This window comes from Streptomyces sp. NPDC016851 (assembly GCF_055562795.1).
Map to the genome: position 1 here is coordinate 1 of NZ_JBVHEP010000049.1, position 24,557 is coordinate 24,557.

A 24,557-nucleotide genomic window follows, 5' to 3' on the forward strand; every position below is an offset into this window, starting at 1 on the left:
ACTGCAGGGGGGACCCTGTGGGAGAGTAGGACGCCGCCGAACAATTATTGGGAAAACCCCCGCATCTTCGGATGCGGGGGTTTTCTGCGTTTAGGCTCGAAGCCATGCGCTATGACCTCGTGATCTTCGACAACGACGGTGTCCTCGTCGACAGTGAGTCCATTTCCAACCGGCTCCTGGCCGCCTATCTGACCGAGCTCGGTCACCCGACGTCGTACGAGGACTCCATCCGGGATTACATGGGCTCCGCCATGCACCGCGTGCACGACCTGGTGGAGGAGCAGACCGGGCAGCGGCTGCCGGCCGACTTCGACGACGTGTTCCACGCGCGTGTCTTCGCGGCGTTCGAGCGGGACTTGAAGCCGGTGGCCGGCGTCGAGGAGGTGCTGCAGAAGCTCGCCGCCGACTCCGTGCCGTACTGCGTGGCGTCGTCCGGGAGTCATGAGCGGATCCGGGTGGGGCACCGGACGACCGGGCTCGACAGGTGGTTCGACGAGGCGCGGATCTTCAGCTCGGAGGACGTCGGCAGGGGGAAGCCGGCTCCCGATCTGTTCCTGTACGCGGCCGAGCGGATGGGAGTCGCGCCGGAGCGGTGTGTCGTCGTCGAGGACAGTCCGCTGGGGGTCCAGGCGGCAGTCGCGGCGGGGATGGACGTGTACGGGTTCACCGCCATGACGCCGGCGGAGCGGCTCGCCGGGGCCGGGCGGCTCTTCTCCGACATGAGGGAGCTGACGGAACTGCTCATGTGAGGGCGCGGTGGACGTGCTCGTGCGCGTGGAAGCTGAGCCAAATTCACCTTTGGCTGGATCTACCCATGAGTAAGCCTGGGCCCTACGCTCGCGGCCATGACTGATGTGCTGCGGCGCGGCAGGGCCTCGTTGGCGTTCAGCTTCTTGGTGCAGGGGGTCGCCTTCGCTCTGCTCGTGACGCGGATTCCGGCCATCCAGGACCGGTACGGGGTCTCCGACGCGCTGCTGCCCGCCTTCCTGGCGGCTGTGCCGATCCTCGCGGGGGTCGGGAGCGTGAGTACCGAGCGGCTGGTGAAGCGGGTGCCGCCGAGCCGGTTGCTGCGGTGGTCCCAGCCGGTGGTGCTGCTGGCGCTGCTCGGGGTGGGGGCCGGGGAGCGGATGGTGGAACTGGGCGTCGCGCTGGCTGCGTTCGGGCTCGCCGTCGGGGTGCTGGACGCGTCGATGAACATGCTCGGGGTGAGTCTGCAGCGGTCGTACGGGCGCAGCATCATGCTGAGTTTCCACGCGGCCTACAGCCTGGGCGGGATCGTGGGGGCCTCGCTGGCGTGGGTGGGGGCGCACTGGGAGCTGGCGCTGTGGGTGTCGTATCTGCCGGTTGTGGCGGTGCTGCTGCCGGCTGTGCTGGTGGGGAGCCGGTGGTACGTCGACGACGGGTCTGCGGCGCCGGCGGTGGGGGAGAAGGCTGCGGAGGGGAAGGCGGCGGGCGAGGGCCAGGTCGTCGTGTTCAAGTGGCTGCTGCCGTTGTGTCTGGTGATGACCGTGGCGTACATCGGGGACTCCACGGTCTCCAACTGGAGCGCGAAGTACCTCCAGGACGTGCTGGGGAGCTCCGAGCAGATGGCGACGGTGCCGTACAACGTGTACATGGTGACCACGCTGCTGGGGCGGGCGATCGGGGATCTCGGGGTGCGGCGGTTCGGGGCCGTGGCCGTCGTGCGGGCGGGGGCGCTGGTGGCGGCGGGCGGGTTCGCCGTGGTGGCGGGGGCGCCGGGTGCCTGGGTGGGGATGCTGGGGTTCACGCTGCTGGGGCTGGGGTTGTGTGTGCTGGTGCCGCAGACGTTCGCGGCGGCCGGCCGGTTGTTCCCGGGGGCTTCGGACGCTGCCGTCGCGCGGCTGAATGTCTTCAACTATGTGGGGTTCTTGATCGGTTCGCCGTTGGTCGGTGCGCTCGGGGATCTGTGGAGCTACCGCGGGGCCATGCTCGTGCCGATGGTGTTGGTGCTGGTGACGCTCGTGTACGCCCGGTCGTTCGCCCCTCAACCGGACCGATACGGTGGCGGACATGAGCGGCCGCGCACAGCTGATGTGGGACGAGGCAGTAACGGGCTATGACTTCGGTCCGGGGCATCCGATGGACCCGGTCCGGCTGGCCCTGACCCGGAGGCTGGTCGACGCCTTCGGGCTGGACCGGGAGGTGGACGTGGTCGCCGCCAAGGCGGCCGGGGAGTCGACGTTGCGGCTCGTCCACCGGGAGGACTACATCGAGGCCGTGAAGGCCGCGTCGGTGGAGCCGGGGGCGGCGGAGCAGTCGTACGGGCTGGGGACGATGGACGATCCGGCGTTCGCCGGGATGCACGAGGTGTCGGCGCTGATCGCGGGGCAGTCGGTGGCGGCCGCGGAGGCGGTGTGGCGCGGTGAGGCGCTGCACGCGGTGAACTTCGCGGGCGGGCTGCACCACGCGATGCCCGGCGGTGCGTCGGGGTTCTGCATCTACAACGACGCGTCGCTCGCCATCGCTCGGCTGCTGGAGCTGGGGGCGGAGCGGGTGGCGTACGTCGACGTGGACGTGCATCACGGGGACGGGGTGCAGGCGGCGTTCTGGGAGGACCCGCGGGTGCTGACGATCTCGCTGCACGAGCATCCCCGGACGTTGTTCCCGCAGACAGGGTGGCCGGAGGAGACGGGCGCCGACAGCGCGGAGGGGTCGGCGGTGAACGTGGCGCTGCCGGCGGGGACGGGCGACGCGGGCTGGCTGCGGGCGTTCCACGCGGTCGTGCCGGAGCTGATCGCGGACTTCCGGCCGCAGGTGCTGGTGACGCAGCACGGGGCCGACACGCACTTCGAGGATCCGCTGGCGCATCTGGCGGTGTCGCTGGACGCGCAGCGGGCGGTGCAGGTGGCCTGTCACGACCTGGCGCACGAGTACGCCGACGGGCGGTGGGTGGCGCTGGGCGGGGGTGGCTATGCCGTGGTGGACGTCGTGCCGCGGTCGTGGACGCATCTGGTCGGGATCGCGGCGGGCCGGGCGGTGGAGCCCGAGGCGGTGATTCCCGAGGGCTGGCGGCAGGAAGTGTTCGCCCGGACGCGGCAGTTGGCCCCGGCGCGGATGACGGACGGGCGCTGGCCCGTGGTCTTCCCCGGCTGGGAGGAGGGCTACGACCCCGCGGACCGGCTGGACCAGGCGGTGCTGGCGGCCCGGCGGACGGTGTTCCCGCTGCGGGGGCTGCTGGCCTGATCCATGGCCGTGCTGGCCTGACCCATGGCCGCCGGGGGCTGGTAGGCCGACCGTGCGGTGTTCGCCCGTTCCCGGGACACGTGGGGCCCGTGTCGCGCACGATCTCCTCGTGCTGACCCCCGAAGCCCTTCGTGCGCACCTGGTGGGCGCACGCCTCGCCGGGACCGTGGCCACGCCCCGTGAGGAGAGCCTGCGGAGTTACCGGCTGTTCGCCGCCCGGGATCCCCGCGTGCTGCTCGGGCTCGATCCCGAAGGGGTCTGGAGCCAGCGGGAGGTGATCGAGCTGATGGCGGACCGGTGCGGGGTCCCGGCCGATCCCCGGCGGACTTCCGGCCAGGACGTGATCGCTCCGGAGCGGACCCTGGCCGCGCTGGACGCCTTCGCGGAGCGTCTCGCCGAGGCCGCCCGGCGGAGCGCACCCGTGCTCCTCGGCACCGGGCATCCCCACCGGCTGCTCGGTTTCTACGCCGCTGTCGCAGACGCGCTGTCGGCGGCGGGGTGTGCCGTCCTCACCCCGGCGCAGGGTCGCTGTGTCGACATAACGACCCGGTTCGGCCTACGCACGTACAACCTCGACTACGTACGAGGAGTCGCGCTGGTGCGGAGATCCGGCGCGGAACGCCCCGGTTGTGAGCCCGGCGCACATACGCACTCACCTCTCCCGGTTCGTACCGTGTTGGCCGCTGCCGCGGAGGCCGGCGGCCCCCTTCCCGAGCTGGTCATCGGGGACCACGGGTGGGTCTGCGGGGCAGGTCAGCTGGGGTTCGAGGCCATCGGGGCGGCCGATACGGACGACCCCGCCCCGTTCGTCGGTGAGGCGGAGGGGTGCGTCTCCGTCGTCGTTCCACTTGATGACGGCGTGCGGTCTGATTACTACCTGCCGCTTACCCGCTACGTACTCAATCGGGCGTGTCTGTCACAGTAATCCGCCGATGGGTGCACCTCTTCCCCACTCGCATCACCCGCCCCTACATTGGGGAGTGAGCACGCAGCGACGAAGAGTCACCGGAAGGGGAAGCCGGTGGCCGTCGAGTGCGGAAGGTTCAGGTGTGTCATGGCTGCAGCTGGCGAGAGGCCTCTGAACGAGGTTCAGTTCCTTACCGTGGCGGAAGTCGCCTCGGTGATGCGAGTGTCGAAGATGACCGTGTACCGGTTGGTGCACAGCGGTCATCTGCCCGCGATCCGTGTGGGGCGGTCCTTCCGCGTCCCGGAGCAAGCGGTTCACGAGTACCTCCGCGAGAGCTACGTGGGGGTGGAAACCGCCTGACGGCTGGGGCAGGGTGGTCCCTCACAGGGCACTCGGGATCACCCTGGCCCCCTCGATTACGACCTCAGCGCTCGGACGGGTAGGCTGGCCCCTCGTAGGTCGTGTGGGCCCCGGCGCCCAGCACCGAGTGATGAGAAGTGAGCGAGGGTAGTCGTGGGCTCTGTTATCAAGAAGCGGCGCAAGCGGATGGCCAAGAAGAAGCACCGCAAGCTGCTCAAGCGCACGCGCGTTCAGCGTCGCAACAAGAAGTAAGTTCGCGACGCGGACGACGCGAGAGCGTTGCTGTGGCCCCCCACCCACCGGTGGGGGGCCACACGCGTTCAGGGAGGCCCGGTTGCCGCCCGGCTCCTGCGTCCGGCTGCTTGTCGTCACTTCGCGCATCGGGCGGTCATCACAGCGCAACACCGACCCGCTAAGTTGGCCCCACGGGGGAACGCGGCGGGGCAAGAGGTTTTCTGGAAGGAAGGCGCTGATCTTGGGCAAGGTCGTGCTTGTGACCGGTGTGGCCCGCCAGTTGGGGGGCCGGTTCGTACGGCGGATCCAGCGTGACCCCGACGTGGACCGGGTCGTCGCCGTGGACGCGGTGCCGCCCGAGCACCATCTGGGCGGTGCGGACTTCGTCCAGGCCGACATCCGGCAGCCCGGCATCGCGCGGGTGCTCGCGGAGACGGGCGCCGACACGGTCGTCCACCTGGACGTGACGGGCACGCCGCTGGGCAGCGGCAACCGGGCCTCCCTGAAGGAGACCAACGTCATCGGCACCATGCAGCTGCTCGGTGCCTGCCAGAAGTCCCCGAACGTGCGGCGGCTGGTCGTGAAGTCCAGCACCAACGTCTACGGGTCCGCGCCCCGCGATCCGGCCGTCTTCACCGAGACGACCCCGCCCAAGTCCCTGCCCAGCGGCGGCTTCGCCAAGGACACGGTGGAGGTCGAGGGCTATGTCCGCGGCTTCGCGCGCCGGCGGCCGGACGTGGCCGTGTGTGTCCTGCGGTTCGCCAACATCCTGGGACCGACCGCGGACACCCCGCTCGCCTCGTACTTCGCGCTGCCGGTCCTGCCGACCGTGTTCGGCTACGACCCGCGGCTGCAGTTCGTGCACGAGGACGACGTGATCGAGGTGCTGCGCATCGCCTCGCACGAGCCGCGGCGGGGCACGCTCAACAGCGGCACCTTCAACATCGCCGGTGACGGTGTCCTGCTGCTCTCCCAGTGCTCCCGGCGCCTCGGGCGCCCGACCGTGCCCCTGCTGCTCCCGGCCGTCACCTGGGCGGGCTCGCTGGTGCGTACGCTGGGCATGTCGGACTTCTCGCCCGAGCAGATCCGGCTTCTCACCCACGGCCGGGTCGTGGCCACGGGCCAGATGCGCGAGACGCTGGGATTCCAGCCCAAGTACACGACCGCGGAGACGTTCGCGGACTTCGCACGCAGCCAAGGTCCCGGACTTCTTCCGCCGGAGGCCCTTGCGGGGGCCGTCGACCGGATCGCCGCGCTGCCCCTCGCGGGCGGCGGCCACCCCCCGACGCAGAGCGCCAACTGAGGAGCGCATCAACGATGGCGGATGCCAAGGTCATTCCGTTCGACGACGACCGGTCCCGCGGGGGCGCCGTGCAGCGTCCGCAGCGGCGCCGGAGTGCGGGCAACCGTCGCCCGGGCACGGAATCCGTGCCGGTCCGTGAGGTGCAGCCCCTGCCCACCAGGGCTGTTCCGCAGGATGATGTTCCTGTGACATCTGAGGAACACCCCCCGGAGGGGCCCCAGGGCGGCGAGGGCGGCCTGGAGCGGCGTATCGCGGGCGGCCTGGCCTTCCTGCGCCGCCGCCTCACCGGGGACTACGAGGTCGACGACTTCGGCTACGACGAGGAACTGACCGACCAGGTCCTGATGTCCCTGCTGCGCCCGCTGTACGAGAAGTACTTCCGGGTCGAGGTGAAGGGCGTCGAGAACATCCCGTCCGAGGGCGGCGCCCTGATCGTCGCCAACCACTCCGGGACGCTGCCGATGGACGGCCTGATGATGCAGGTCGCCGTGCACGACAACCACCCGGCGGGCCGGCATCTGCGGCTGCTCGCCGCCGACCTGGTCTTCATGCTGCCGGTGGTCAACGAGCTGGCCCGCAAGCTCGGTCACACCCTGGCCTGCGCGGAGGACGCGTCCCGGCTGCTGGAGCAGGGCGAGCTGGTCGGGGTGATGCCGGAGGGCTTCAAGGGCCTCGGGAAGCCCTTCGCGGACCGCTACAAGCTCCAGCGCTTCGGCCGCGGCGGCTTCGTCTCCACCGCCCTGCGCGCCGGGACGCCGATCATTCCCTGCTCGATCGTCGGGGCGGAGGAGATCTACCCGATGATCGGCAACGCCAAGACGGTCGCGCGGCTGCTGGGTTTCCCGTACTTCCCGATCACGCCGACGTTCCCGTGGCTCGGGCCGCTCGGGGCGGTTCCGCTGCCGACGAAGTGGACGATCCAGTTCGGCGAGCCGATCCTCACGGACGGCTATCCGCCGGAGGCCGCCGAGGACCCGATGCTGATGTTCAACCTGACCGACCAGGTCAGGGAGCAGATCCAGCACACGCTGTACAAGCTGCTGGTGCAGCGCCGGTCGGTCTTCTTCTGAAACAGGGCTTACGACGATGGGGGCGCTCCCTTTCGAGGGGCGCCCCCACTGTCGTACCGCCGGCTAGTCGGTGTCCTCGCCGTCGATGCCCAGTCCGGGCAGGAGATCGGGCAGGAGCGGCGGGAGCGTCACGTCCGGCTCGGGGACGGGCGGGTTGTCCTCCGCCGTCGGCGAGGTGCTGGCGCCGCTGTCCGGCTGCGGCGGGTCGAGCAGGCCGCCGGTGTTGCCGCCGAGCAGGCCGTCGCTGTCGCTGCCGGCCGAGTGGCTGGGGCTGCCGCTGCCGGTGCTGCCCTTGTCGGACTGACCGCGGCCGCTGTCACTGGGCCGGGCCGACCGGTCTGTGTCCGAGGAGCCGCTGGAGGCCGACTCGGAGGCGCCCTGCCGGTTGCCTTCGCCGCCGCTTCGGGACGGGGGCTCGGGCAGCAGGGACCGCAGCGGGGCGACGTCCTCCTCTATGGCGTCGAACACCGACGACACCTGGTCGCTGACGTCCCCGAGCTGGACGGGGAGCTTCGCGCGCAGTTCGCCCCAGGCCTCGCGGTGGGAGCGAGAGAACGCGGACAGGGCCTGGATGGGGTCCAGGGAGTCCGGGTCGCGCTCGTACGCCTCGCTCAGCAGCCGGTGGCCTTCCGACGCGTCGTGCCGCATGCCGGACAGGGCGCGGCGGATCTCGCCCAGGGATTCGTGGTCCAGCGGGCCGCTGCGGCCCCGCTCCATCAGGCGGCGGGCTTCGCTGAGCCGGGTGGAGGCGTGGTCGAGGTAGACCCGGCCGCGCTCGTCGACGCTGTCGGCGAGGCCGAGTTTGACGTCCTCGATGCCGCGCTTGAGGCCGTAGAGCGAGTCGCCGGGCAGGGCGTCGGAGCTGGCGGCGGCGACTCCGCCGAAGGCGCTCGCGGCCACGCCCACGCTGAGCCCGCCCGCGGTGAGGCCCTTGGCGAGGCGGGAACGGGGCCGCAACTTCTTCAGTGGGCCCGCCCGGTGGGCGCCTCGGGCCCGGGGGGAGCGCTGCTCGGGGACCGCGCCGTCCGTCGCCCCGCCTCCCGCGGTGCCCTCCTGGAGCATGGCCTCGAACGCGGCCACCAGCTGGGCCCGCTGGACGACCTTGACCTCCGGGTCGAGCTCCGGTTTGGGCAGCGCGCCGAGACCGGAGGCGAACGCCAGCAGGCGTGCCTGTTCGGTCGGCTCCGCAGCGGCCGGGGCCGGTGCCGATCCTTCGGACTGCTCGGCCGCCGTGCCCTGCTCGGACTGCTCCTGAAGGGCCTGGGCGAAGGCGTTCGCCCGCCGGTGCGCCGATACGTTCGCGATCACTGGCGGCACCTCCTCTCGTCATGACGGTCGACTCCCCAGGGGGTCCTGAGGGTTGCACACCCTGAGCGCGACCACACGATCGAGTGATCGGAGCCGGTCAGGGGGTGACCACAGGGAGCCTGCATCCCGCACAACGAGTGGCGCGGCACTTGGGTTACGGACGCCGGATGATCGGATGCCGAAGTCAACGGACTTTCGCGGAAAGTGAGTTGACTGTCGCCGAGCGTACGGCCCGGTCAGCGGGCGTCTTCCGGGAGGAGCCGGGCGAGGGTGCGGACGGCCCGGTACTGGAGGGTCTTGATGGCGCCCTCGTTCTTGCCCATGACACGGGCGGTCTCCGCGACGGAGAGGCCCTGGAGGAAGCGGAGTGTCACGCACTCCTGCTGCTGGGGGTTGAGCCGCCGCACGGCGTCGAGCAGGGCGGCGTTGGAGAGGGACTCCAGGACGGAGTCCTCGGGGGAGCGCTCGACCTCGTTGGCGTCGAGCATCTCGCCGGTGGTGACCTCGAGGCGGAAGCGGCTGGACTTGAAGTGGTCCGCGACGAGGTTGCGGGCGATGGTGACCAGCCAGGCGCCGAAGTCGCGGCCCTGCCAGGTGAACGTGCCGATGCGGCGCAGGGCGCGCAGAAAGGTCTCGCTGGTGAGGTCCTCGGCTGTCGCCTTTCCTCCGACCCGGTAGTAGATGTATCGGTAGACGGTGTCGCTGTATTGGTCGTAGAGACGGCCGAAGGCGTCGGCCTCGCCGGCCTGGGCGCGCTCCACGAGATCCATCATGCGGGCGCTGTCGCTGTCCGCCGCCGGCCGTCGGGCGGTGGCCGCGCCGGACGGGCGCCCTCGTCTGCCGACCGCGGCGCTGCCGTCGGCCAGTGCATAGCACGGGCCTACGGGCGCGGCGGTGGCGAATGCGGGGCCGGCGTACGCGGTGGGGACGAAGCCGCGCAACAGGTCGAGGACCGTTGCGCGCAGCGTAGCCAGGCCCGAGGCGTCAACCCCGACGTGTGGGTACACGGGACTCCCAGAGGCAGAGCTTCCATCACGTGCAGTGCGGGACCTTTCACCCGTCGTAGCGACGGAGGGGTACCGGTTTGCGTCTGAGGAGAATAACGCTTCGTGTAGGCCCTGCTACACCGAGTTGCTCAAATCATCGATTACGTCGCTTCCGTAACCGATTGACGCCGCATCAAGTGCCAGAGGGTGAACGGTTGTTGATCGGAAGGGTTCGGATTGGGGCTCAGTCCAGGGCGTGTTGTGGCCGTGTCCAGCCAAGAGGACTGGATACGAGGTTGTGGGGGTACGCCAGTTGGATTTACGGGGCTTGTCATCCCGTAAACGAAGGTGTCACGGATTGATCGGTCGTCGGCCTGATCGGTCGTCAGCGGCGGCGGCGGTGCAGGGCGATCGCCGCTGCCGTGCCGCCGGCCACCGCGCCCACGCCGGCCGCGGCCGGGATGCCGACCTTGGCCGCCTTGCGGCCGGTGCGGTAGTCGCGCAGGCGCCAGTCCAGCTCGCGGGCGTGCTTGCGCAGCTTGGAGTCCGGGTTGATGGCGTAGGGGTGGCCGACCAGGGAGAGCATCGGGATGTCGTTGTGCGAGTCGCTGTAGGCGGCGCAGCGGCTCAGGTCCAGGCCCTCGGCCGCGGCCAGGGCGCGGACCGCCTCGGCCTTCGCGGGGCCGTGCAGCGGTTCGCCGACGAGCTTGCCGGTGTAGACGCCGTCGACCGACTCGGCGACGGTCCCGAGGGCTCCGGTCAGGCCCAGGCGGCGGGCGATGACCTGGGCGATCTCGACGGGGGCCGCCGTGACGAGCCAGACCTTCTGGCCGGCGTCCAGGTGGGCCTGGGCCAGGGCGCGGGTGCCGGGCCAGATGCGCTCGGCCATGTACTCGTCGTAGATCTCCTCGCCGATCGACTGGAGCTCGGCGACGCGGTGGCCCTTGACGATGGACAGGGCCGAGTCGCGGGCCTCCTGCATGTGCTCGGGGTCCTCGACCCCGGCCAGCCGGAACCAGGCCTGCTGCCAGGCGAACCGGGCGAGCTCGCGTGTCTCGAAGAACTTCCGCTTGTACAGGCCCCGTCCGAAGTGGAAGAGGGCGGCGCCCTGCATGACGGTGTTGTCCAGGTCGAAGAAGGCGGCGGCCCGGTCGTCGCCGTGGACCGGGAACTGCGGTTCCTCGGTCGTGCCGGCGGCCTCCTGTGAGGACTTACGGGCAGCCTCCGCCGAGGCCTCGCCTGCCAAAACGCTCCGCGCCGTGGCGGAGCGCCTACGGGGAGTGAGCCATCCGAGAGCGGCCATGGCGTGAGCATAGCCAGTTTGTTCGGGGGTTCCGGAGCCGAGAGGTTCGGAGCCTGTGAACTCTCGGCAAGCGTGTCGTTAAAGAGGGCGTTCGGGGCGAGGTCCCCTCGTGTCGGGGCGCGCGACAATGGCCGACATGAGTGCCCTCTTTCGTCGCAGGCCCCCTCGGGACCGGCTCGTCACCCTGATCCGCAAGCCCGGCTGTCATCTGTGTGATGACGCACAGGTCGTTGTGGAGAAGGTGTGCGGTGATCTGGGAGTCCCCTGGGAGCAGAAGGACATCACCGAGGACCGCGAACTGCACGACCAGTACTGGGAGCAGATCCCCGTTGTGCTGGTCGACGGCAGGCAGCACACGTTCTGGCGCGTGAACGAAGGTCGCCTGCGCAAGGCGCTGACCGACTGATCCCGCCCGGTCCCGGAACTGACCGAGCAGTCCAAAGTGCCCGCCAGGTCGCTTAGGATCGACGGTGGCTGGTCTCGGGGGCGGGATACACAGAGGAGAGTGTGCGGTTTTGCCCCCAGAAGTAAAGGAACCGTGGTGCGCATGCGCCGGTTCCGTACGAGTGCGCCGGGGGCGCGTGACCCCGGTCACGTTGGCCGGGCAAATCGGACACCATCTTTGTGCACGCGTTCACAAAGACATAGCCTGCTTTCGACGGGGCGGTCATGTAGGGACGTATGACCGCCTACAGCCCCGCTCTACCCGCAGGAGCACCGTGGCAACTGGCCGAACTCACCGACCGGCGACCCGCAGCCGAGGGATTCCCGAGGCCACCGTCGCCCGGCTTCCGCTGTACCTCCGCGCTCTGACCGCGCTGTCGGAACGCTCGGTGCCCACGGTCTCCTCCGAGGAGCTCGCGGCCGCGGCGGGGGTCAACTCCGCGAAGCTGCGCAAGGACTTCTCCTACCTCGGCTCCTACGGGACCCGGGGCGTCGGCTATGACGTCGAGTATCTCGTCTACCAGATCTCCCGCGAGCTGGGCCTCACCCAGGACTGGCCCGTCGTGATCGTCGGTATCGGTAACCTCGGCGCCGCCCTCGCCAACTACGGGGGGTTCGCCTCCCGTGGTTTCCGGGTCGCCGCGCTGATCGACGCCGACCCGGCCATGGCGGGCAAGCCCGTCGCCGGGATCCCCGTGCAGCACTCCGACGACCTGGAGAAGATCATCCAGGACAACGGCGTGTCGATCGGTGTCATCGCCACCCCCGCCGGTGCCGCCCAGCAGGTCTGCGACCGGCTCGTGGCCGCCGGTGTCACCTCCATCCTGAACTTCGCGCCGACCGTGCTGTCCGTCCCTGACGGGGTCGACGTGCGCAAGGTCGACCTCTCCATCGAGCTGCAGATCCTCGCCTTCCACGAGCAGCGCAAGGCCGGCGAGGAGGCCGCCGCCTCCGACGGGGGCGTCCCGGCCGCCGCCGCGCGCAGCGACTCCGCCGACCAGGGGCCCGACGGGGACATGCCCGCCGTGATGCCGGCATGAGCCTCCTCGTCGTCGGACTCAGCCACCGCAGCGCCCCGGTCAGTGTGCTGGAGCGGGCCTCGCTCAACGCGGACGCGCAGGTCAAGCTGCTCCAGGACACGGTCGCCGCCGAACCGGCCACCGAGGCCGCACTGCTCGCCACGTGCAACCGCATCGAGCTCTACGCCGACGTGGACAAGTTCCACGCCGGTGTCGCCGAGCTGTCCACGCTGCTCGCCCAGCACAGCGGGGTCGGCCTGGAGGAGCTCACTCCCTATCTCTACGTGCACTACGAGGACCGGGCCGTCCACCACCTGTTCTCGGTGGCCTGCGGGCTGGACTCGATGGTCGTCGGCGAGGGGCAGATCCTCGGCCAGATCAAGGACTCCCTGAACCGCGCACAGGAGCTGAACTCCGCCGGCCGGCTGCTGAACGACCTGTTCCAGCAGGCCCTGCGGGTCGGCAAGCGCGCCCACTCCGAGACCGGCATCGACCGCGCCGGCCAGTCCCTGGTCACCTTCGGCCTGGAGCAGCTGGCCGCGGGCGGCGAGGTGCAGACCTGGGCCCGGGGCAAGAAGGCCCTGGTCATCGGCGCCGGGTCGATGTCCTCCCTGGCCGCCGCGACGCTCGCGCGGGCCGGGGTCGCCGAGGTCGTCGTCGCCAACCGCACCTTCGACCGCGCCGAGCGCCTCGCGCAGATCCTCACCGAGGGCGACGACACGGACGTGCTGGCCCGCGCGGTCCCGATGGAGTCGGTGCCGTACGAGCTGACACGTGCCGATGTCGCCGTCTCCTGCACCGGCGCGACGGGCCTGGTCCTGACGGCCGGGTCGGTCGCCGCCGCGGTGGAGGGCCGTACGGCCACGGCGACGGCCGTGGACGACGCGACGCCCGCCCCGGACGGTGAGCCCGGCCGGACGGCGGCCACGGGCGCCGAGCGGGGCAACCCGGCGGCCACCGGACTCGGCGGCGAGGACGGCTGTCCGCTGGACCTGCCCGCCGTGCAGGGCACCGCCGGATTCTCCGTGCTCGGCGAGGCCGCCGTGGCCGGTATGGCCGCGGCCGACCTGGAACAGCACGCGGCGTGGGTGGACAACGGCACGGTGGGCGGCGCCCAGCGCGCGGCCCGGCCGGGGACGGCCGGCCCCCTCGACCCCGCCCCGGACGCCGACGCCATCGCCGCGCTCGCCGCGACCGTGGCCACCGTCGGCCGCATCCCCGAGCGGCGCAGGCCCGAGCCGGCCGACGAGCCGCCGCGGCCCGAACCCGTGCTCTTCCTGCTCGACCTGGCGATGCCGCGCGACATAGACGCGGCCGCACACCGGCTGACCGGAGTGCGGCTGGTGGACATCGAGTCGCTGGCGGAGGCATCCGCGGGCGCACCGATGGCTGCCGATGTGGACCAGGTCCGGCGTATCGTCTCCGACGAGGTCGCGGCCTTCGGGGCAGCACTGCGGGCCGCGCACATCACGCCGACCGTGGTCGCCTTGCGCACCATGGCCGCCGATGTCGTGGCCAACGAGATCGCCCGCCTGGACGGACGGCTTCCCGGCCTCGACGACAAGCACCGCGCGGAGATCACCCAGACCGTGCGGCGCGTGGTGGACAAGCTGCTGCACGCGCCGACCGTCCGGGTCAAGCAACTCGCGGCCGAGCCCGGCGGCGCCGGGTACGCGGACGCGCTGCGGACCCTGTTCGACCTCGACCCGGAGGCGGTTGCCGCCGTCTCCCGGGCCGAGGACAGCACAGAGAAAGACCGAGGGCCGGCATGAACGACAACGCGCTGAGGCTCGGTACCCGGCGGAGCAGGCTCGCCATGGCCCAGTCCGGGCAGGTGGCCGAGGCCGTGAGCCGGGTGACCGGGCGGCCCGTGGAGCTCGTCGAGATCACCACGTACGGCGATGTCTCGCGTGAGCAGCTCGCCCAGATCGGCGGCACGGGTGTGTTCGTGACCGCCCTGCGCGACGCGCTGCTCAAGGGCGAGGTCGACTTCGCGGTGCACTCGCTGAAGGACCTGCCGACCACGCAGCCCGACGAGCTGGTGGTGGCGGCCGTGCCCGCCCGGGAGGACCCGCGGGACGTGATCGTCGCCCGGGACGCGCTGAAGTTCACCGACCTGCCGAGCGGGGCCCGCATCGGGACCGGTTCGCCGCGCCGCATGGCCCAGCTCAACGCGTACGCGCGCAGCCACGGCCTGGACATAGCGACCGTCCCGATCCGCGGCAACGTCGACACCCGGATCGGATACGTACGCTCCGGTGAGCTCGACGCGGTCGTGCTGGCCGCCGCCGGACTGAACCGGATCGGCCGGGGTGACGAAGTGACCGACTTCCTGTCGGTCGACACGGTTTTGCCCGCCCCCGGCCAGGGGGCACTGGCGATCGAGTGTGCCGCGGGCAACGCGGACCTCGTCGCCGCGCTCGCCGAACTCGACGACCCGTTCACACGGATCGCCGTCACGGCCGAGCGGTCACTGCTCGCCGCCCTGGAGGCCGGTTGCAGCGCCCCTGTGGGCGCGCTGGCCGACCTTCTGGCCGACGGGCAGATTGTCAAGGAAATGCGCCTGCGCGGCGTCGTCGGGACCACCGACGGCACGCGGATGGTGCAGCTGTCCACCACCGGTCCCGTGCCCGAGACGCACGACGGGGCAATGGCGCTCGGTCGCGAACTCGCGGCCGAGATGCTCGCCCAGGGCGCGGCCGGTCTGATGGGGGAGCGAGCACATTGAGCCCCACCACCCTTTCCGCCGGTCCTGAACACGGGCACGTCACCTTCCTGGGTGCCGGACCCGGAGATCCGGGACTACTGACTCTGCGCGCCGTCGAGGCGCTGGCGAACGCGGACGTCCTCGTCGCCGAGCACGAAGTGCTCGACGTCGTACGTCAGCACGCCAGGCAGGGCGTCTCCGAAGTGAACACGGATTCGGATCCTTCCCAGGATCCGGCTCCGGGCACAGGAGCGCCCCAGCTGACGGTAGTTGACGGCACGTCAACCGCCGTCGCCGCCCCCGCGGTGCGGGATGCCGCACATCTTGTCATGGAGGCCGCGCGGGGCGGCAGGCGGGTCGTGCGTGCGGTGTCCGGGGACCCCGGACTCGACACGTACGCCGCCGAGGAGATGCTGGCGTGCGCCGCCGCCGGGGTGCCCTTCGAGGTCGTCCCCGGTATCGCGAGCGCCGTCGGTGTGCCCGCGTACGCCGGTGTGCCGCTGCGGGACGCGCAGGGCGCGGACGTGCGGTTCGTCGACGCGCGCACGGCGTCGGACCGGTGCTGGACGGAGGTCGGGGCGTCGGACGGCACGGTCGTCGTGTCCACCACCCTGGACTCCGTCTCCGCGGCGGCCGGCGAGCTCGTCTCCGCGGGCCGCAAGCCGGACACCCCGATGACGGTCACCGTCGCCGGCACGACCACCCGGCAGCGCACCTGGACCGCCACGCTCGGCACGATCGCGCAGACGCTGAAGCAGGCCAAGGTGCTGCCCTCGCCCGAGGGCGGCCGGCCGGTGATAGCCGTGGTCGGGGAGCGTTCCTCCGCCGCCCAGCGCGACCAGCTCGCGTGGTTCGAGTCCAAGCCGCTGTTCGGCTGGAAGGTGCTCGTGCCGCGCACCAAGGAGCAGGCGGTGTCGCTCTCCGACCAGCTGCGGTCGTACGGGGCCGTGCCGCACGAGGTGCCGACCATCGCCGTCGAGCCGCCGCGCACGCCCCAGCAGATGGAGCGGGCGGTCAAGGGTCTCGTCACGGGCCGCTACGAGTGGATCGCCTTCACCTCGGTGAACGCGGTCAAGGCCGTGCGCGAGAAGTTCGAGGAGTACGGGCTCGACGCGCGTGCCTTCGCGGGCATCAAGGTCGCGGCGGTCGGCGAGCAGACCGCCAAGGCGCTGATCGCCTTCGGCGTGAAGCCGGACCTGGTGCCGAGCGGCGAGCAGTCGGCCGCCGGGCTGCTGGAGGACTGGCCCCCCTACGACCCGGTCTTCGACCCGATCGACCGGGTGTTCCTGCCGCGTGCCGACATCGCCACGGAGACGCTGGTCGCCGGGCTGATCGAGCTGGGCTGGGAGGTCGACGACGTCACGGCCTACCGGACCGTGCGGGCCTCGCCGCCGCCGGCGGAGACGCGCGAGGCGATCAAGGGCGGCGGGTTCGACGCCGTGCTGTTCACGTCGTCGTCGACCGTGCGGAACCTGGTCGGTATCGCCGGCAAGCCGCACAACGTGACCGTGATCGCGTGTATCGGTCCTGCCACCGCCAAGACGGCCGAGGAGCACGGGCTCCGGGTGGACGTCATGGCTCCGGAGCCGTCCGTGCTCAAGCTGGCGGAGGCCCTGGCCGACTTCGGCGCGAAGCGCAGAGCCGCCGCTGTGGAGGCCGGGGATCCGGTGACGCGGCCGAGCGAGCGGCGGCCGGGGGCTCGGCGGCGGCGTTCGACGACGTAAGCCCTCGGGGCGTAGGCGGACCGACTGTGTTCGCTGCGGCTACGCGGGCGTCACCGCGTGGCCGTAGCGGAGCAGGTTGGCCGGGTCGTAGACGGCCTTGTCGTGGCGCAGGCGTTCGTAGACCTCCGGGGTCCAGGCGCGGGCGCGGTCCTGTTCGTCGCCCGGGGTGCCGTGGATGTTGACCATGGTGCGGCCTGTGCCGTAGGGGGCCATGGCCGCGTAGAGCTGCTGCGTCGCCTGTTCGATGGCCTCGGCGGCGGGTGGCGCGGCCATGATGCCGACCGAGTCGATGAAGTACAGGGCGTCGCGGGCGCAGACCGCGTCCTCGACGGCGGACGGGCGGGACATCGCGCCGCCCATGTGGCGTATCTCGACCATCAGCAGGGGATGGTCGGCGCCGGCCGCAGGGCCGGCCTGCTCCAGGAACGTGCGGATGGCGTCCGGGGGCAGGTCGCGCAGGAGCAGGCACGACTCCCTTCCGGGGAGCGGGTCCTGGGGTTCCATGTGGATGCGGTCCAGGGCCGCGTGGTCCATCACCTCGACCGTGTCGACGGCCACGGGGGCGGCTTCGCGCAGAGGCGCGATCAGGGCCTCGCCCTCGGCCGGGAGGCCGGGCCAGGCGATCGCCACCCGGGCCCAGAAGCCGCCGCGCAGGGGCTCCGGGATCTGGGGGATGGGCGGCAGGCGCAGGATCGTGAACGCGCTGCACATCTGGTCCGGGACGGTGCGGGTCCAGTCCGCCCAGGCCTGGAGCAGGGTCTCGGTGTGCTCGCCCCGGCAGTAGATGCCGCCGCCATAGATGCGGGGGAGGGGCAGCAGTTCGGTGACGAGCGAGGTGACGACGCCTACGTTGCCCTTGCCGCCGCGCAGGGCCCAGAACAGTTCCGGTTCGTGCTGGGGGTCCGTTTCGCGCAGCCGGCCGTCCGGGGTGACGACCTGGAAGGAGCGGACCAGGTCGGCGGCGTAGCCGTAGGCACGGCCGAGGACGGGGAGTCCGCCGCCGAGGGTGTAGCCGACGACGCCCGCGTCCGTGGAGGTGCCGCTGAGGCCGGCCAGGCCGTGCGGGGCGGCCGCGGCCATGACGTGGCTCCACTTCGCGCCCGCGGCGATGGTGGCCGTGCGGGTGGCGGGGTCAATCCGTACGTCGGTCATACGGGCCGTGTTGATCAACAGGCCCTTCTCGATGGGGAAGTTGGCGCCGTGGCCGGTGGCCTGGACGGCGACGGGGGTGTTGGTGGCTGTCGCCCAGCGCATGGCGGTGACGATGTCGTCCGCGGAGGTCGCTCCGACGACCACGTCGGGGGTGTGGAGGGCGGCCAGGTTGAAGCCGGTGACCTCGTCGGCGTAGGCGGGGTCTCCTGGGCGTAGGACCGGGCCGTGGATTTCCGAGAGGGCGAAGAGGTCGGGCGTGTCGTGGCGGGCGGTCATCTCGTCCTCCGTGGTGGGCGTACGGAGGGACGGCGGCGGCGGGGTGGTGGTGTTGGCCGTCGGGTCCTTGTCCTTGTTGTTGTTTTCAGGATGGACCTGGGGGGTGTGGGGCGCATGCGGGGGCGGCGGTTTCTGGGTGCTCGGTGTTTGGGCTGGGGGCGGGTGGGGTGCGCAGCTCGGCGCGACGAGGTGCCGCTGCGCCCACCCGTGCCGCCCTTAGCGGCACGCATGCCCGCAGCTGGGTCCGACAGTGCGTCGGCATCGGGGGGTATGGGGCGGGCGTAGCGTAGGTCGTATGACGACGTACGGATCTTTTCCCGGTACGCGGCCGCGGCGTTTGCGGAGCACTCCCGTCATGCGTCGGATGGTCGCCGAGACACGGTTGCACCCTGCCGATCTCATCCTTCCGGCCTTCGTGCGGGAGGGCGTCAGCGAGCCGGTGCCGATCGCGGCCATGCCGGGGGTCGTGCAGCACACCCGGGACACCCTGAAGAAGGCCGCCGCCGAGGCCGTCGCGGCGGGGATCTCCGGGATCATGCTGTTCGGTGTGCCGGAGGAGTCGAAGAAGGACGCCCTCGGGACGGCCGGGACCGACCCGGACGGGATTCTCCAGGTCGCCCTCCGGGACGTGCGGGCGGAGGTCGGTGACGACCTGCTCGTCATGTCCGACCTGTGTCTCGACGAGACCACCGATCACGGGCACTGCGGGGTGCTGGACGCCCAGGGGCGGGTCGACAACGACGCGACCCTGGAGCGGTACGCCGAGATGGCCCAGGTGCAGGCGGATGCCGGCGCCCATGTGGTCGGGCCCAGCGGGATGATGGACGGGCAGATCGGCGTGGTCCGTGACGCCCTCGACCAGATCGGGCGGGAGGACGTCGCCATCCTCGCCTACACGGTGAAGTACGCCTCCGCGTTCTACGGGCCGTTCCGGGAGGCCGTCGGCTCGTCCCTGCAGGGGGACCGGAAGACCTATCAGCAGGATCCGGCGAACGCGCGGGACGCCATGCGGGAACTCGCCCTCGATCTCGAGGAGGGCGCCGACATGGTCATGGTCAAGCCCGCCGGTCCCTACCTGGACATCCTCGCCCGGGTCGCGGACGCCGTGGACGTGCCCGTCGCCGCCTACCAGATCTCCGGCGAGTACTCGATGATCGAGGCCGCCGCCGAGAAGGGCTGGATCGACCGGGAGCGCGCGATCATGGAAACCCTGACCGGTATCCGGCGGGCGGGCGCCCGCAACATCCTCACCTACTGGGCCACCGAAGTGGCCCAGCGGCTCAAGGATCAGTAGGACGGGGATCAGTAGGACAGCGCCTGCTCCATGTCCCGCAGCCAGTAGGTGACCGTCAGCGAGCTGTCGTAGTACACGCCCCCGGCGGGCAGCTGGGGGATCGCCGAGGGGCCGCCGTTGCTGTTCGGCGTGGGGCCCTGGAAGCCGACCGTGAGCTTGCGGCCGGTGGTGCCGCCCTCGCCGCTGCCGTCGGCCGCCGACAGCAGCACGCCCGCGTAGCCGGACTCGCCGGGCGCCAGGGTCGTCACCGCCTGCGGCTTGGACTCCTCCATCGGCTGCGGGGCCCACTGCATCTCGTCGAAGCGCAGCACCGGGTAGTAGGTGAGGTCGCACGTCTTCGAGCCGGTGTTCTCGACCGTGATCAGCATGTGGTTGAGGGGGCGGGAGACCGGCTTGGCCGTGACGGTGGTGTTGGTGCCGTTGCAGGAGACTCGGGCGGCGGGGGCGGCGGCCGTTCCGGGCTTCGTGGCCTTCGCGTTCGTCGCCTTGGGCTTCGCGTTCGGGGCCTTGTCGGCAGTCTTGTCGGCGGCCGTGTTGCCGGCCGTGTTGCCCGCCGTGTTGCCCGTCTTTTCGGTGGCCGCCTTGGTGGGTGCGGTGGTCGCCGTCGCCGTCAGCTGCGGCTTGGCTGCGCCCTCGTCCTGCGTGCCCGTGCCGTCCTGGCACGCCGTGAGAGCGAGGGCGGCCAGGAGGGCGGCGGGGAGGGCGTGGTACTTGCGCATGGGTGGTTCCCTTTCGGACAAACGTCGTTGGCAGGAGGTCCTGAGCGAGCCGCTCTACCGGTCGGCCGGGAGCGGCGTGCTTGGATGACCAGAGCTTGTGCGGTGATCCGTCCCGGCCGCCACAGTCGGCGGACGATCAGGGACGCTGGAACGCCCGCACCAGCATTGACCAGGGGAAACGACCCTCTCCTGGAACGGGGGAACGGGACATGGGGGATGGAGGAACGGTGTCGGAAGGCACGGCCGCGGCGGACTTCGCCGCGTTGCTGGGGGAGTTGAAGGAGCGGTCCGGGCTGAGCTACGGGGTGCTCGCCAAGCGGCTCCACATGAGTACGTCGACGCTGCACCGGTACTGCAACGGGGATGCCGTACCCGCCGACTACGCGCCGGTGGAGCGGCTCGCCCGGCTGTGCAAGGCGTCGTCGGAGGAGCTTGTCGAGCTGCATCGGCGGTGGGTACTGGCGGATGCCGGGCGGGGGCGTAAAGGGGCCGGCGCCCCTTCGGCCGGGGGTGTTGCCGAGGGGCAGGGCGGGAGTGCTGCCAGGACTGTTGCCGAGGAGCCGGGCGACAGCGTTGTGGCGGGGCCGGGGCAGAGCGTTGCCGAGCAGCCTGGGCAGAGTGTTGCCGAGGAGCCGGGGCAGAGCATGGCCCAGGGGCCGGGCCGGAGCGTTGCGGACGAGCCGGGTGGGGGTGCTGCGGAAGAGCCGGGTGACGTGGTGTCAGGAGGGCCGGTGGACCGCCGTCCGCGCCGCCCGCGCCGTCCCCGTCCCGCCCTGCTCGCCGCTGCCGTCGTCGCCGTCGTCCTGGGCGGGGTCGGGCTCGCCGTGGCCCTGCCCTCCGGCGGGGAGGACGACGACGGGCGTCGAGGCTCGGCGGCGGTCTCCGACGGACCCCGGCAGCAGCCGGGCGGCGGCCCGGCCGCATCGGTGTCGCCCTCGGCCAGTTCCTCCTCCGGCAGCGGCGGGAAGAAGGACGACGGTAAGGAGGCCACCGTCTCCGCGACGTCCGCCCCGTCCGCCTCCGCATCCGCCACCGGTGGCGGTACCGGCGCCGACCGCCCCGGGCGAGAGGCCGCCGTGCCCGCCGGCCCCGCGCCCCTCACCGTGCGCACCGTGCCGCACGCCTGGGAGAACCCCTGTTCCCAGCGTTATCTGGTGAACCGGCCGCCGGGACGGGTGGGACCGCCGCCGCCGGAGCAGGACGCGCCCGCCTGGGTGGGGGCGCTGGGTGCCGTGCCGTCGGGGCGGCAGTATCTGAAGCTCACCGTGCAGGGCACGGGGAAGGAGACGGTGGTCGTCGACCGGCTGACGGTCCGGATGGCCGGCAAGCGTGCGCCGCTCGCGTGGAACGACTACGCCATGGGCTATCCGGGCGTCGGCTGCGGCGGCAACGTGCCGACCCGTTCCTTCACGGTCGCTCTCGACGCCATGCGTCCCGCCGTCGTCCCGGAGTCGGGGCACGACGACTTCCCGTTCAAGGTGAGCGAGTCCGACCCGGAGATCTTCCACATCCGGGCCGACGCCTCCGCGTACGACGTCAGCTGGTACCTGGAGCTGAGCTGGTCCAGCGGCGGCCGGAGCGGCACGCTGAAGGTGGACGACCGGGGCCGGCCCTTCCGCACGAGCGGCAACAACGGGCGCCCGGCGTACGAGTTCCCGCTGGGCGGCGAGAAGTGGGTCCCGGCCGGGACCACCGACTGACTCAGCGGAACTCGTGGACCAGCTCGATCCTGCCGACGATGTGGGCGTTGAACTCGTCGAGTTCCTCGGCCGGTACCCATAGTTCGAGGATCGTCTTCCCGCCGGCCTGCTGGACCGGGTACCGGCGCAGGAAGGCGGAGTCGACCTCGAACCGGGTGACGAAGCCGGCGCCGTCGTGCTTGACGTTCCAGTCCCGCGCGATCCTGATGGCGTAGTCCTCGTCGAGGACCGGGTAGAAGATCGGCTGTTCCGGGAGCCGGGGCGGCCAGGCGCGCCAGTCGAGCTCCCGCACCAGGTCCAGTTCCTTGGGGCCGGTGGGGCGCCACAGGGTCGTCGTCGGCGGCTGGTCGGTCGGCATGGGCACCATCAAATCAGCTGAACCGTTAGGTTGTTGACCGTCAGAGTGGTTGCTGATTGAACCACCTACTCTTCCCAGGGAGACGTCCATGACCGGTGACGCCCTCAGTCAGGATCCCGCCGAGCTGCAGAGGAGGATCGACAGCAGCAAGGCGCACCCGGCCCGGGTCTACGACGTCTTCCTCGGCGGCAAGGACCACTACCCGGCCGACCGGGACGCGGCCGCCGCCGCGCTCGCCGCCAACCCGCGCGGGTACCTCGACGTACGGCACAACCGCGACTTCCTGCGCCGTGCGGTCACCGCACTGGTGGAGCAGGACGGCATCCGGCAGTTCCTCGACATCGGCACGGGACTGCCGACCGCCGAGAACGTGCACCAGATCGCGCAGCGCATCGCGCCCGACTCGCGCGTCGTGTACGTCGACAACGACCCGGTCGTGCTCGCGCACGCGCGGGCCCTGCTGACGAGCGGGCCCGAGGGGCGTACGGACTACATCGACGCCGATCTGCGGGATCCGGGCCGCATCCTGGAACAGGCCGCCAAGACCCTGGACTTCGACCGGCCGGTCGCGCTCTGCCTGGTCGCCATCCTGCACTTCGTCGCGGACGAGGAGGCGTATCCGCTGGTGCGCGAGCTGCTGGACGCGCTGCCCGTCGGCAGCCGGCTGGTGCTCAGTCACCTCACCGAGGACCTCAACCCCGAGAACATCCGCGCGGTCCAGCGGACGTACACCGAGCGGGGGTTCACCTTCGTGCTGCGCTCCCGGGCGGAGGTGGAGAAGTTCTTCACGGACAACGCCCTGGAGATCGCCGACCCGGGGATCGTCCCGGCGCACCGCTGGCGGCCCGACGGCGCGGCTCCCGTCCCCGAGCAGCCGGAGGCGTCGTACCTCGCCGGTCTCGACGACATCGAGAAGGTCCGCTACCGCGACATCAACGACGTCACGGACGCGGACATCAACGTGTACGCGGGGCTGGGCGCCAAGGGCTGAGCAGCGGCTCCCGTGTCCTACCGGACCGTCCCCCTCCGGCGTCCGGATCGCGAAAAGGTGCTTGTAGACGGCACCCACTTCCCTAGGCTGCGGCGCACCAGCCGTCACCGCAGTCGAAGGAGCCCTGCCATGACCGTCACCGAGCCCGCGCCCGCCCACTCTCCCGAGCCCGAGCCCGAGCCCGAGCCCGCGCCCACAGGGTCTCCCGTGCCGCCGCTCGCCGCGCGGGCGCGGTCGGTCGGCGGTTCGCCCGTGCGGGACATCCTCGCCGTCACCGCCCGCCCCGAGGTGATCAACTTCGCGGGCGGGCTGCCGGCGCCGGAGCTGTTCGACGCGGAGGGCATCGCGGCCACGTACCGGGCCGTGCTCGCCGAGGAACCCGCGCGGGCCTTGCAGTACTCCACGACCGAGGGCGAGCCCACGCTGCGGGCCGCGCTCGCCGAGCGCACCACGGCACGCGGACTGCCGACCGGCCCCGACGACCTGCTCGTCACCACCGGCTCCCAGCAGGCCCTCTCGCTCCTCGCCACCGCGCTGGTCGAACCCGGGGACACCGTCCTCGTCGAGAACCCCTGCTATCTGGCGGCCCTGCAGGCGTTCGGCTTCGCCGGAGCGCGGGTCGTGCCCGTGCCCGGAGACGAGCAGGGCGTCGATCCCGAGGCGCTGGAGGACCTCGTGGTGCGCGAGCGGCCCAAGCTGCTCTACACCGTGCCCACCTTCCAGAACCCCACCGGCCGCACGCTGCCCGCCGAGCGGCGCGCCGCCGTGGCCGCGGTCGCCGCCCGGCGCGGGCTGTGGATCGTCGAGGACGACCCCTACGGGGAGTTGCGCTACGACGGTGAGCGCGTGCCGTGGATCGCCTCCCACCCGGGCGCCGAGGACCGTACGGTCCTGCTCGGCAGTTTCTCCAAGGTGATGGCGCCCGGTCTGCGGCTGGGCTGGCTGCGCGCACCCGGCGAGCTGCGGCGCGCCTGTGCCGTCGCCAAGCAGGCCGCCGACCTGCACACGCCGACCGTCAACCAGCTCGCCGCGGCCCGGTATCTCGCCGACCACGACCTGGACGCCCACGTCACGCGCGTCGCCGGCGTGTACCGCGAACGCCGGGACGCCATGCTCGCGGCGCTGCCCGGTGCGCTGCCCGAAGGGTCGGTCTGGAACCGGCCCGAGGGCGGCATGTTCCTCTGGGCCCGCCTGCCGGAGCCGTACGACACGACGGCCCTCCTGCCACAGGTCGTGCGGCACGACGTGGCCTACGTCCCCGGCGCTCCCTTCTACGCCGGCACGCCCGACCGCACGACCCTGCGGCTGTGCTTCGTGACGCAGACGCCGGAGGAGATCGAGGAAGGGCTGCGGAGGCTGGGCAAGGGGCTGCGGGCCGGCACGCCGGGGGCCGACGTCGACACGCCCTAGGTGTATTGATCACGAGCGTTGTTGACACTGACGGGGCTTGATCATGGCGAAGACCTCCGGTGTGGTGGAGCTGTCTAGGACTGCACCG

23 protein-coding genes are annotated in these 24,557 nt (G+C 71.5%); 17 read left to right on the plus strand and 6 right to left on the minus strand.

The window, feature by feature from the left end:
* Positions 1 to 104 precede the first annotated feature (104 nt).
* The 8 genes from ACZ3I3_RS40935 to ACZ3I3_RS40970 all read left to right on the plus strand — a co-directional run bounded on the left by ACZ3I3_RS40935 (position 105) and on the right by ACZ3I3_RS40970 (position 7,078).
* Positions 105 to 749 (plus strand): HAD family hydrolase, encoded by a 645-nt coding sequence (locus ACZ3I3_RS40935; protein ID WP_467372954.1) that lies wholly within the window; start codon positions 105 to 107, stop codon positions 747 to 749.
* Positions 750 to 845: 96 nt separating this feature from the next.
* On the plus strand, positions 846 to 2,081 hold the full coding sequence (locus ACZ3I3_RS40940; protein ID WP_467372955.1) for an MFS transporter: 1,236 nt from the start codon (positions 846 to 848) through the stop codon (positions 2,079 to 2,081).
* Entirely contained in the window at positions 2,032 to 3,204 is a 1,173-nt protein-coding gene (locus ACZ3I3_RS40945) for an acetoin utilization protein AcuC (RefSeq protein ID WP_467372956.1), read from the plus strand. The genes ACZ3I3_RS40940 and ACZ3I3_RS40945 overlap by 50 nt, the downstream gene beginning before the upstream one ends.
* A 109-nt stretch (positions 3,205 to 3,313) precedes the next feature.
* Positions 3,314 to 4,129 carry a phosphatase gene (locus ACZ3I3_RS40950; RefSeq protein WP_467372957.1) on the plus strand — a complete coding sequence of 272 codons (816 nt, stop codon included), beginning with the start codon at positions 3,314 to 3,316 and terminating at the stop codon, positions 4,127 to 4,129.
* A gap of 129 nt (positions 4,130 to 4,258) precedes the next feature.
* A complete protein-coding gene (locus tag ACZ3I3_RS40955; RefSeq protein ID WP_004984898.1) occupies positions 4,259 to 4,471 on the plus strand; it encodes a helix-turn-helix domain-containing protein in 213 nt (70 codons plus the stop codon).
* A gap of 153 nt (positions 4,472 to 4,624) precedes the next feature.
* Positions 4,625 to 4,723 carry a 30S ribosomal protein bS22 gene (locus ACZ3I3_RS40960; RefSeq protein ID WP_003948845.1) on the plus strand — a complete coding sequence of 33 codons (99 nt, stop codon included), beginning with the start codon at positions 4,625 to 4,627 and terminating at the stop codon, positions 4,721 to 4,723.
* Positions 4,724 to 4,946: 223 nt separating this feature from the next.
* Positions 4,947 to 6,008: an NAD-dependent epimerase/dehydratase family protein gene (locus ACZ3I3_RS40965; protein WP_356929660.1), complete on the plus strand. Its 1,062-nt coding sequence runs from the start codon at positions 4,947 to 4,949 to the stop codon at positions 6,006 to 6,008.
* A gap of 14 nt (positions 6,009 to 6,022) precedes the next feature.
* The gene (locus ACZ3I3_RS40970) at positions 6,023 to 7,078 is read left to right on the plus strand and encodes a lysophospholipid acyltransferase family protein (protein WP_467372958.1); all 1,056 of its coding nucleotides are present in this window, start codon (positions 6,023 to 6,025) and stop codon (positions 7,076 to 7,078) included.
* 63 nt (positions 7,079 to 7,141) lie between these two features.
* Here ACZ3I3_RS40970 and ACZ3I3_RS40975 read toward each other — a convergent pair whose 3' ends face one another.
* The 3 genes from ACZ3I3_RS40975 to ACZ3I3_RS40985 all read right to left on the minus strand — a co-directional run bounded on the left by ACZ3I3_RS40975 (position 7,142) and on the right by ACZ3I3_RS40985 (position 10,675).
* Positions 7,142 to 8,386: a DUF5667 domain-containing protein gene (locus ACZ3I3_RS40975; RefSeq protein ID WP_467372959.1), complete on the minus strand. Its 1,245-nt coding sequence runs from the start codon at positions 8,384 to 8,386 to the stop codon at positions 7,142 to 7,144.
* Between the two features lie 236 nt (positions 8,387 to 8,622).
* On the minus strand, positions 8,623 to 9,393 hold the full coding sequence (locus tag ACZ3I3_RS40980) for an ECF subfamily RNA polymerase sigma factor, BldN family (protein ID WP_037671603.1): 771 nt from the start codon (positions 9,391 to 9,393) through the stop codon (positions 8,623 to 8,625).
* A gap of 364 nt (positions 9,394 to 9,757) precedes the next feature.
* Positions 9,758 to 10,675, minus strand: a complete 918-nt coding sequence (locus tag ACZ3I3_RS40985) for an HAD family hydrolase (protein ID WP_356929657.1) — start codon at positions 10,673 to 10,675, stop codon at positions 9,758 to 9,760.
* A gap of 127 nt (positions 10,676 to 10,802) precedes the next feature.
* On the opposite strand from ACZ3I3_RS40985, the gene ACZ3I3_RS40990 reads away from it, so the two are divergent.
* From ACZ3I3_RS40990 to ACZ3I3_RS41010, 5 genes are all read left to right on the plus strand, one after another.
* Positions 10,803 to 11,081, plus strand: coding sequence for a glutaredoxin family protein (locus ACZ3I3_RS40990; RefSeq protein WP_467372960.1), 279 nt, complete (start codon positions 10,803 to 10,805; stop codon positions 11,079 to 11,081).
* A 313-nt stretch (positions 11,082 to 11,394) separates the two neighbouring features.
* On the plus strand, positions 11,395 to 12,159 hold the full coding sequence (locus tag ACZ3I3_RS40995; protein ID WP_086603660.1) for a redox-sensing transcriptional repressor Rex: 765 nt from the start codon (positions 11,395 to 11,397) through the stop codon (positions 12,157 to 12,159).
* Entirely contained in the window at positions 12,156 to 13,910 is a 1,755-nt protein-coding gene (locus tag ACZ3I3_RS41000) for a glutamyl-tRNA reductase (RefSeq protein WP_467372961.1), read from the plus strand. The genes ACZ3I3_RS40995 and ACZ3I3_RS41000 overlap by 4 nt, the downstream gene beginning before the upstream one ends.
* On the plus strand, positions 13,907 to 14,866 hold the full coding sequence (gene hemC / locus ACZ3I3_RS41005; protein ID WP_356929655.1) for a hydroxymethylbilane synthase: 960 nt from the start codon (positions 13,907 to 13,909) through the stop codon (positions 14,864 to 14,866). Before ACZ3I3_RS41000 ends, hemC begins: the two co-directional genes overlap by 4 nt.
* A complete protein-coding gene (locus ACZ3I3_RS41010; RefSeq protein WP_467372962.1) occupies positions 14,863 to 16,569 on the plus strand; it encodes a bifunctional uroporphyrinogen-III C-methyltransferase/uroporphyrinogen-III synthase in 1,707 nt (568 codons plus the stop codon). The genes hemC and ACZ3I3_RS41010 overlap by 4 nt, the downstream gene beginning before the upstream one ends.
* Positions 16,570 to 16,608: 39 nt before the next feature.
* Here ACZ3I3_RS41010 and ACZ3I3_RS41015 read toward each other — a convergent pair whose 3' ends face one another.
* A complete protein-coding gene (locus ACZ3I3_RS41015) occupies positions 16,609 to 17,997 on the minus strand; it encodes an FAD-binding oxidoreductase (RefSeq protein ID WP_467372964.1) in 1,389 nt (462 codons plus the stop codon).
* 295 nt (positions 17,998 to 18,292) lie between these two features.
* Here ACZ3I3_RS41015 and hemB point away from each other — a divergent pair, with 295 nt between their 5' ends.
* The gene (hemB, locus tag ACZ3I3_RS41020; RefSeq protein WP_467372966.1) at positions 18,293 to 19,291 is read left to right on the plus strand and encodes a porphobilinogen synthase; all 999 of its coding nucleotides are present in this window, start codon (positions 18,293 to 18,295) and stop codon (positions 19,289 to 19,291) included.
* A gap of 8 nt (positions 19,292 to 19,299) precedes the next feature.
* Here hemB and ACZ3I3_RS41025 read toward each other — a convergent pair whose 3' ends face one another.
* On the minus strand, positions 19,300 to 20,010 hold the full coding sequence (locus ACZ3I3_RS41025; RefSeq protein ID WP_467372967.1) for a DUF4232 domain-containing protein: 711 nt from the start codon (positions 20,008 to 20,010) through the stop codon (positions 19,300 to 19,302).
* A gap of 227 nt (positions 20,011 to 20,237) precedes the next feature.
* Between ACZ3I3_RS41025 and ACZ3I3_RS41030 the strand changes: the two genes are divergently transcribed.
* Positions 20,238 to 21,710: a helix-turn-helix domain-containing protein gene (locus tag ACZ3I3_RS41030; RefSeq protein WP_467372969.1), complete on the plus strand. Its 1,473-nt coding sequence runs from the start codon at positions 20,238 to 20,240 to the stop codon at positions 21,708 to 21,710.
* A 1-nt stretch (position 21,711) separates the two neighbouring features.
* Here ACZ3I3_RS41030 and ACZ3I3_RS41035 read toward each other — a convergent pair whose 3' ends face one another.
* Positions 21,712 to 22,068: a hypothetical protein gene (locus tag ACZ3I3_RS41035; protein ID WP_467372970.1), complete on the minus strand. Its 357-nt coding sequence runs from the start codon at positions 22,066 to 22,068 to the stop codon at positions 21,712 to 21,714.
* A gap of 88 nt (positions 22,069 to 22,156) precedes the next feature.
* Here ACZ3I3_RS41035 and ACZ3I3_RS41040 point away from each other — a divergent pair, with 88 nt between their 5' ends.
* Both ACZ3I3_RS41040 and ACZ3I3_RS41045 read left to right on the plus strand, forming a co-directional pair.
* Positions 22,157 to 23,059, plus strand: coding sequence for an SAM-dependent methyltransferase (locus ACZ3I3_RS41040; RefSeq protein WP_467372972.1), 903 nt, complete (start codon positions 22,157 to 22,159; stop codon positions 23,057 to 23,059).
* Positions 23,060 to 23,188: 129 nt separating this feature from the next.
* Entirely contained in the window at positions 23,189 to 24,469 is a 1,281-nt protein-coding gene (locus tag ACZ3I3_RS41045; protein WP_467372974.1) for an aminotransferase-like domain-containing protein, read from the plus strand.
* Positions 24,470 to 24,557 lie beyond the last annotated feature (88 nt).

Bases quoted from the DNA above. Each gene is read 5' to 3' on its own strand.
- ACZ3I3_RS40935 (WP_467372954.1), top strand. From the start codon at position 105: ATGCGCTATGACCTCGTGATCTTCGACAACGACGGTGTCCTCGTCGAC.
- ACZ3I3_RS40940 (WP_467372955.1), top strand. From the start codon at position 846: ATGACTGATGTGCTGCGGCGCGGCAGGGCCTCGTTGGCGTTCAGCTTC.
- ACZ3I3_RS40945 (WP_467372956.1), top strand. From the start codon at position 2,032: ATGAGCGGCCGCGCACAGCTGATGTGGGACGAGGCAGTAACGGGCTAT.
- ACZ3I3_RS40955 (WP_004984898.1), top strand. From the start codon at position 4,259: ATGGCTGCAGCTGGCGAGAGGCCTCTGAACGAGGTTCAGTTCCTTACC.
- ACZ3I3_RS40970 (WP_467372958.1), top strand. From the start codon at position 6,023: ATGGCGGATGCCAAGGTCATTCCGTTCGACGACGACCGGTCCCGCGGG.
- ACZ3I3_RS40985 (WP_356929657.1), bottom strand. From the start codon at position 10,675: ATGGCCGCTCTCGGATGGCTCACTCCCCGTAGGCGCTCCGCCACGGCG.
- ACZ3I3_RS40990 (WP_467372960.1), top strand. From the start codon at position 10,803: ATGGCCGACATGAGTGCCCTCTTTCGTCGCAGGCCCCCTCGGGACCGG.
- ACZ3I3_RS41000 (WP_467372961.1), top strand. From the start codon at position 12,156: ATGAGCCTCCTCGTCGTCGGACTCAGCCACCGCAGCGCCCCGGTCAGT.
- hemC (WP_356929655.1), top strand. From the start codon at position 13,907: ATGAACGACAACGCGCTGAGGCTCGGTACCCGGCGGAGCAGGCTCGCC.
- ACZ3I3_RS41015 (WP_467372964.1), bottom strand. From the start codon at position 17,997: ATGACCGCCCGCCACGACACGCCCGACCTCTTCGCCCTCTCGGAAATC.
- hemB (WP_467372966.1), top strand. From the start codon at position 18,293: ATGACGACGTACGGATCTTTTCCCGGTACGCGGCCGCGGCGTTTGCGG.
- ACZ3I3_RS41025 (WP_467372967.1), bottom strand. From the start codon at position 20,010: ATGCGCAAGTACCACGCCCTCCCCGCCGCCCTCCTGGCCGCCCTCGCT.
- ACZ3I3_RS41035 (WP_467372970.1), bottom strand. From the start codon at position 22,068: ATGCCGACCGACCAGCCGCCGACGACGACCCTGTGGCGCCCCACCGGC.
- ACZ3I3_RS41040 (WP_467372972.1), top strand. From the start codon at position 22,157: ATGACCGGTGACGCCCTCAGTCAGGATCCCGCCGAGCTGCAGAGGAGG.
- ACZ3I3_RS41045 (WP_467372974.1), top strand. From the start codon at position 23,189: ATGACCGTCACCGAGCCCGCGCCCGCCCACTCTCCCGAGCCCGAGCCC.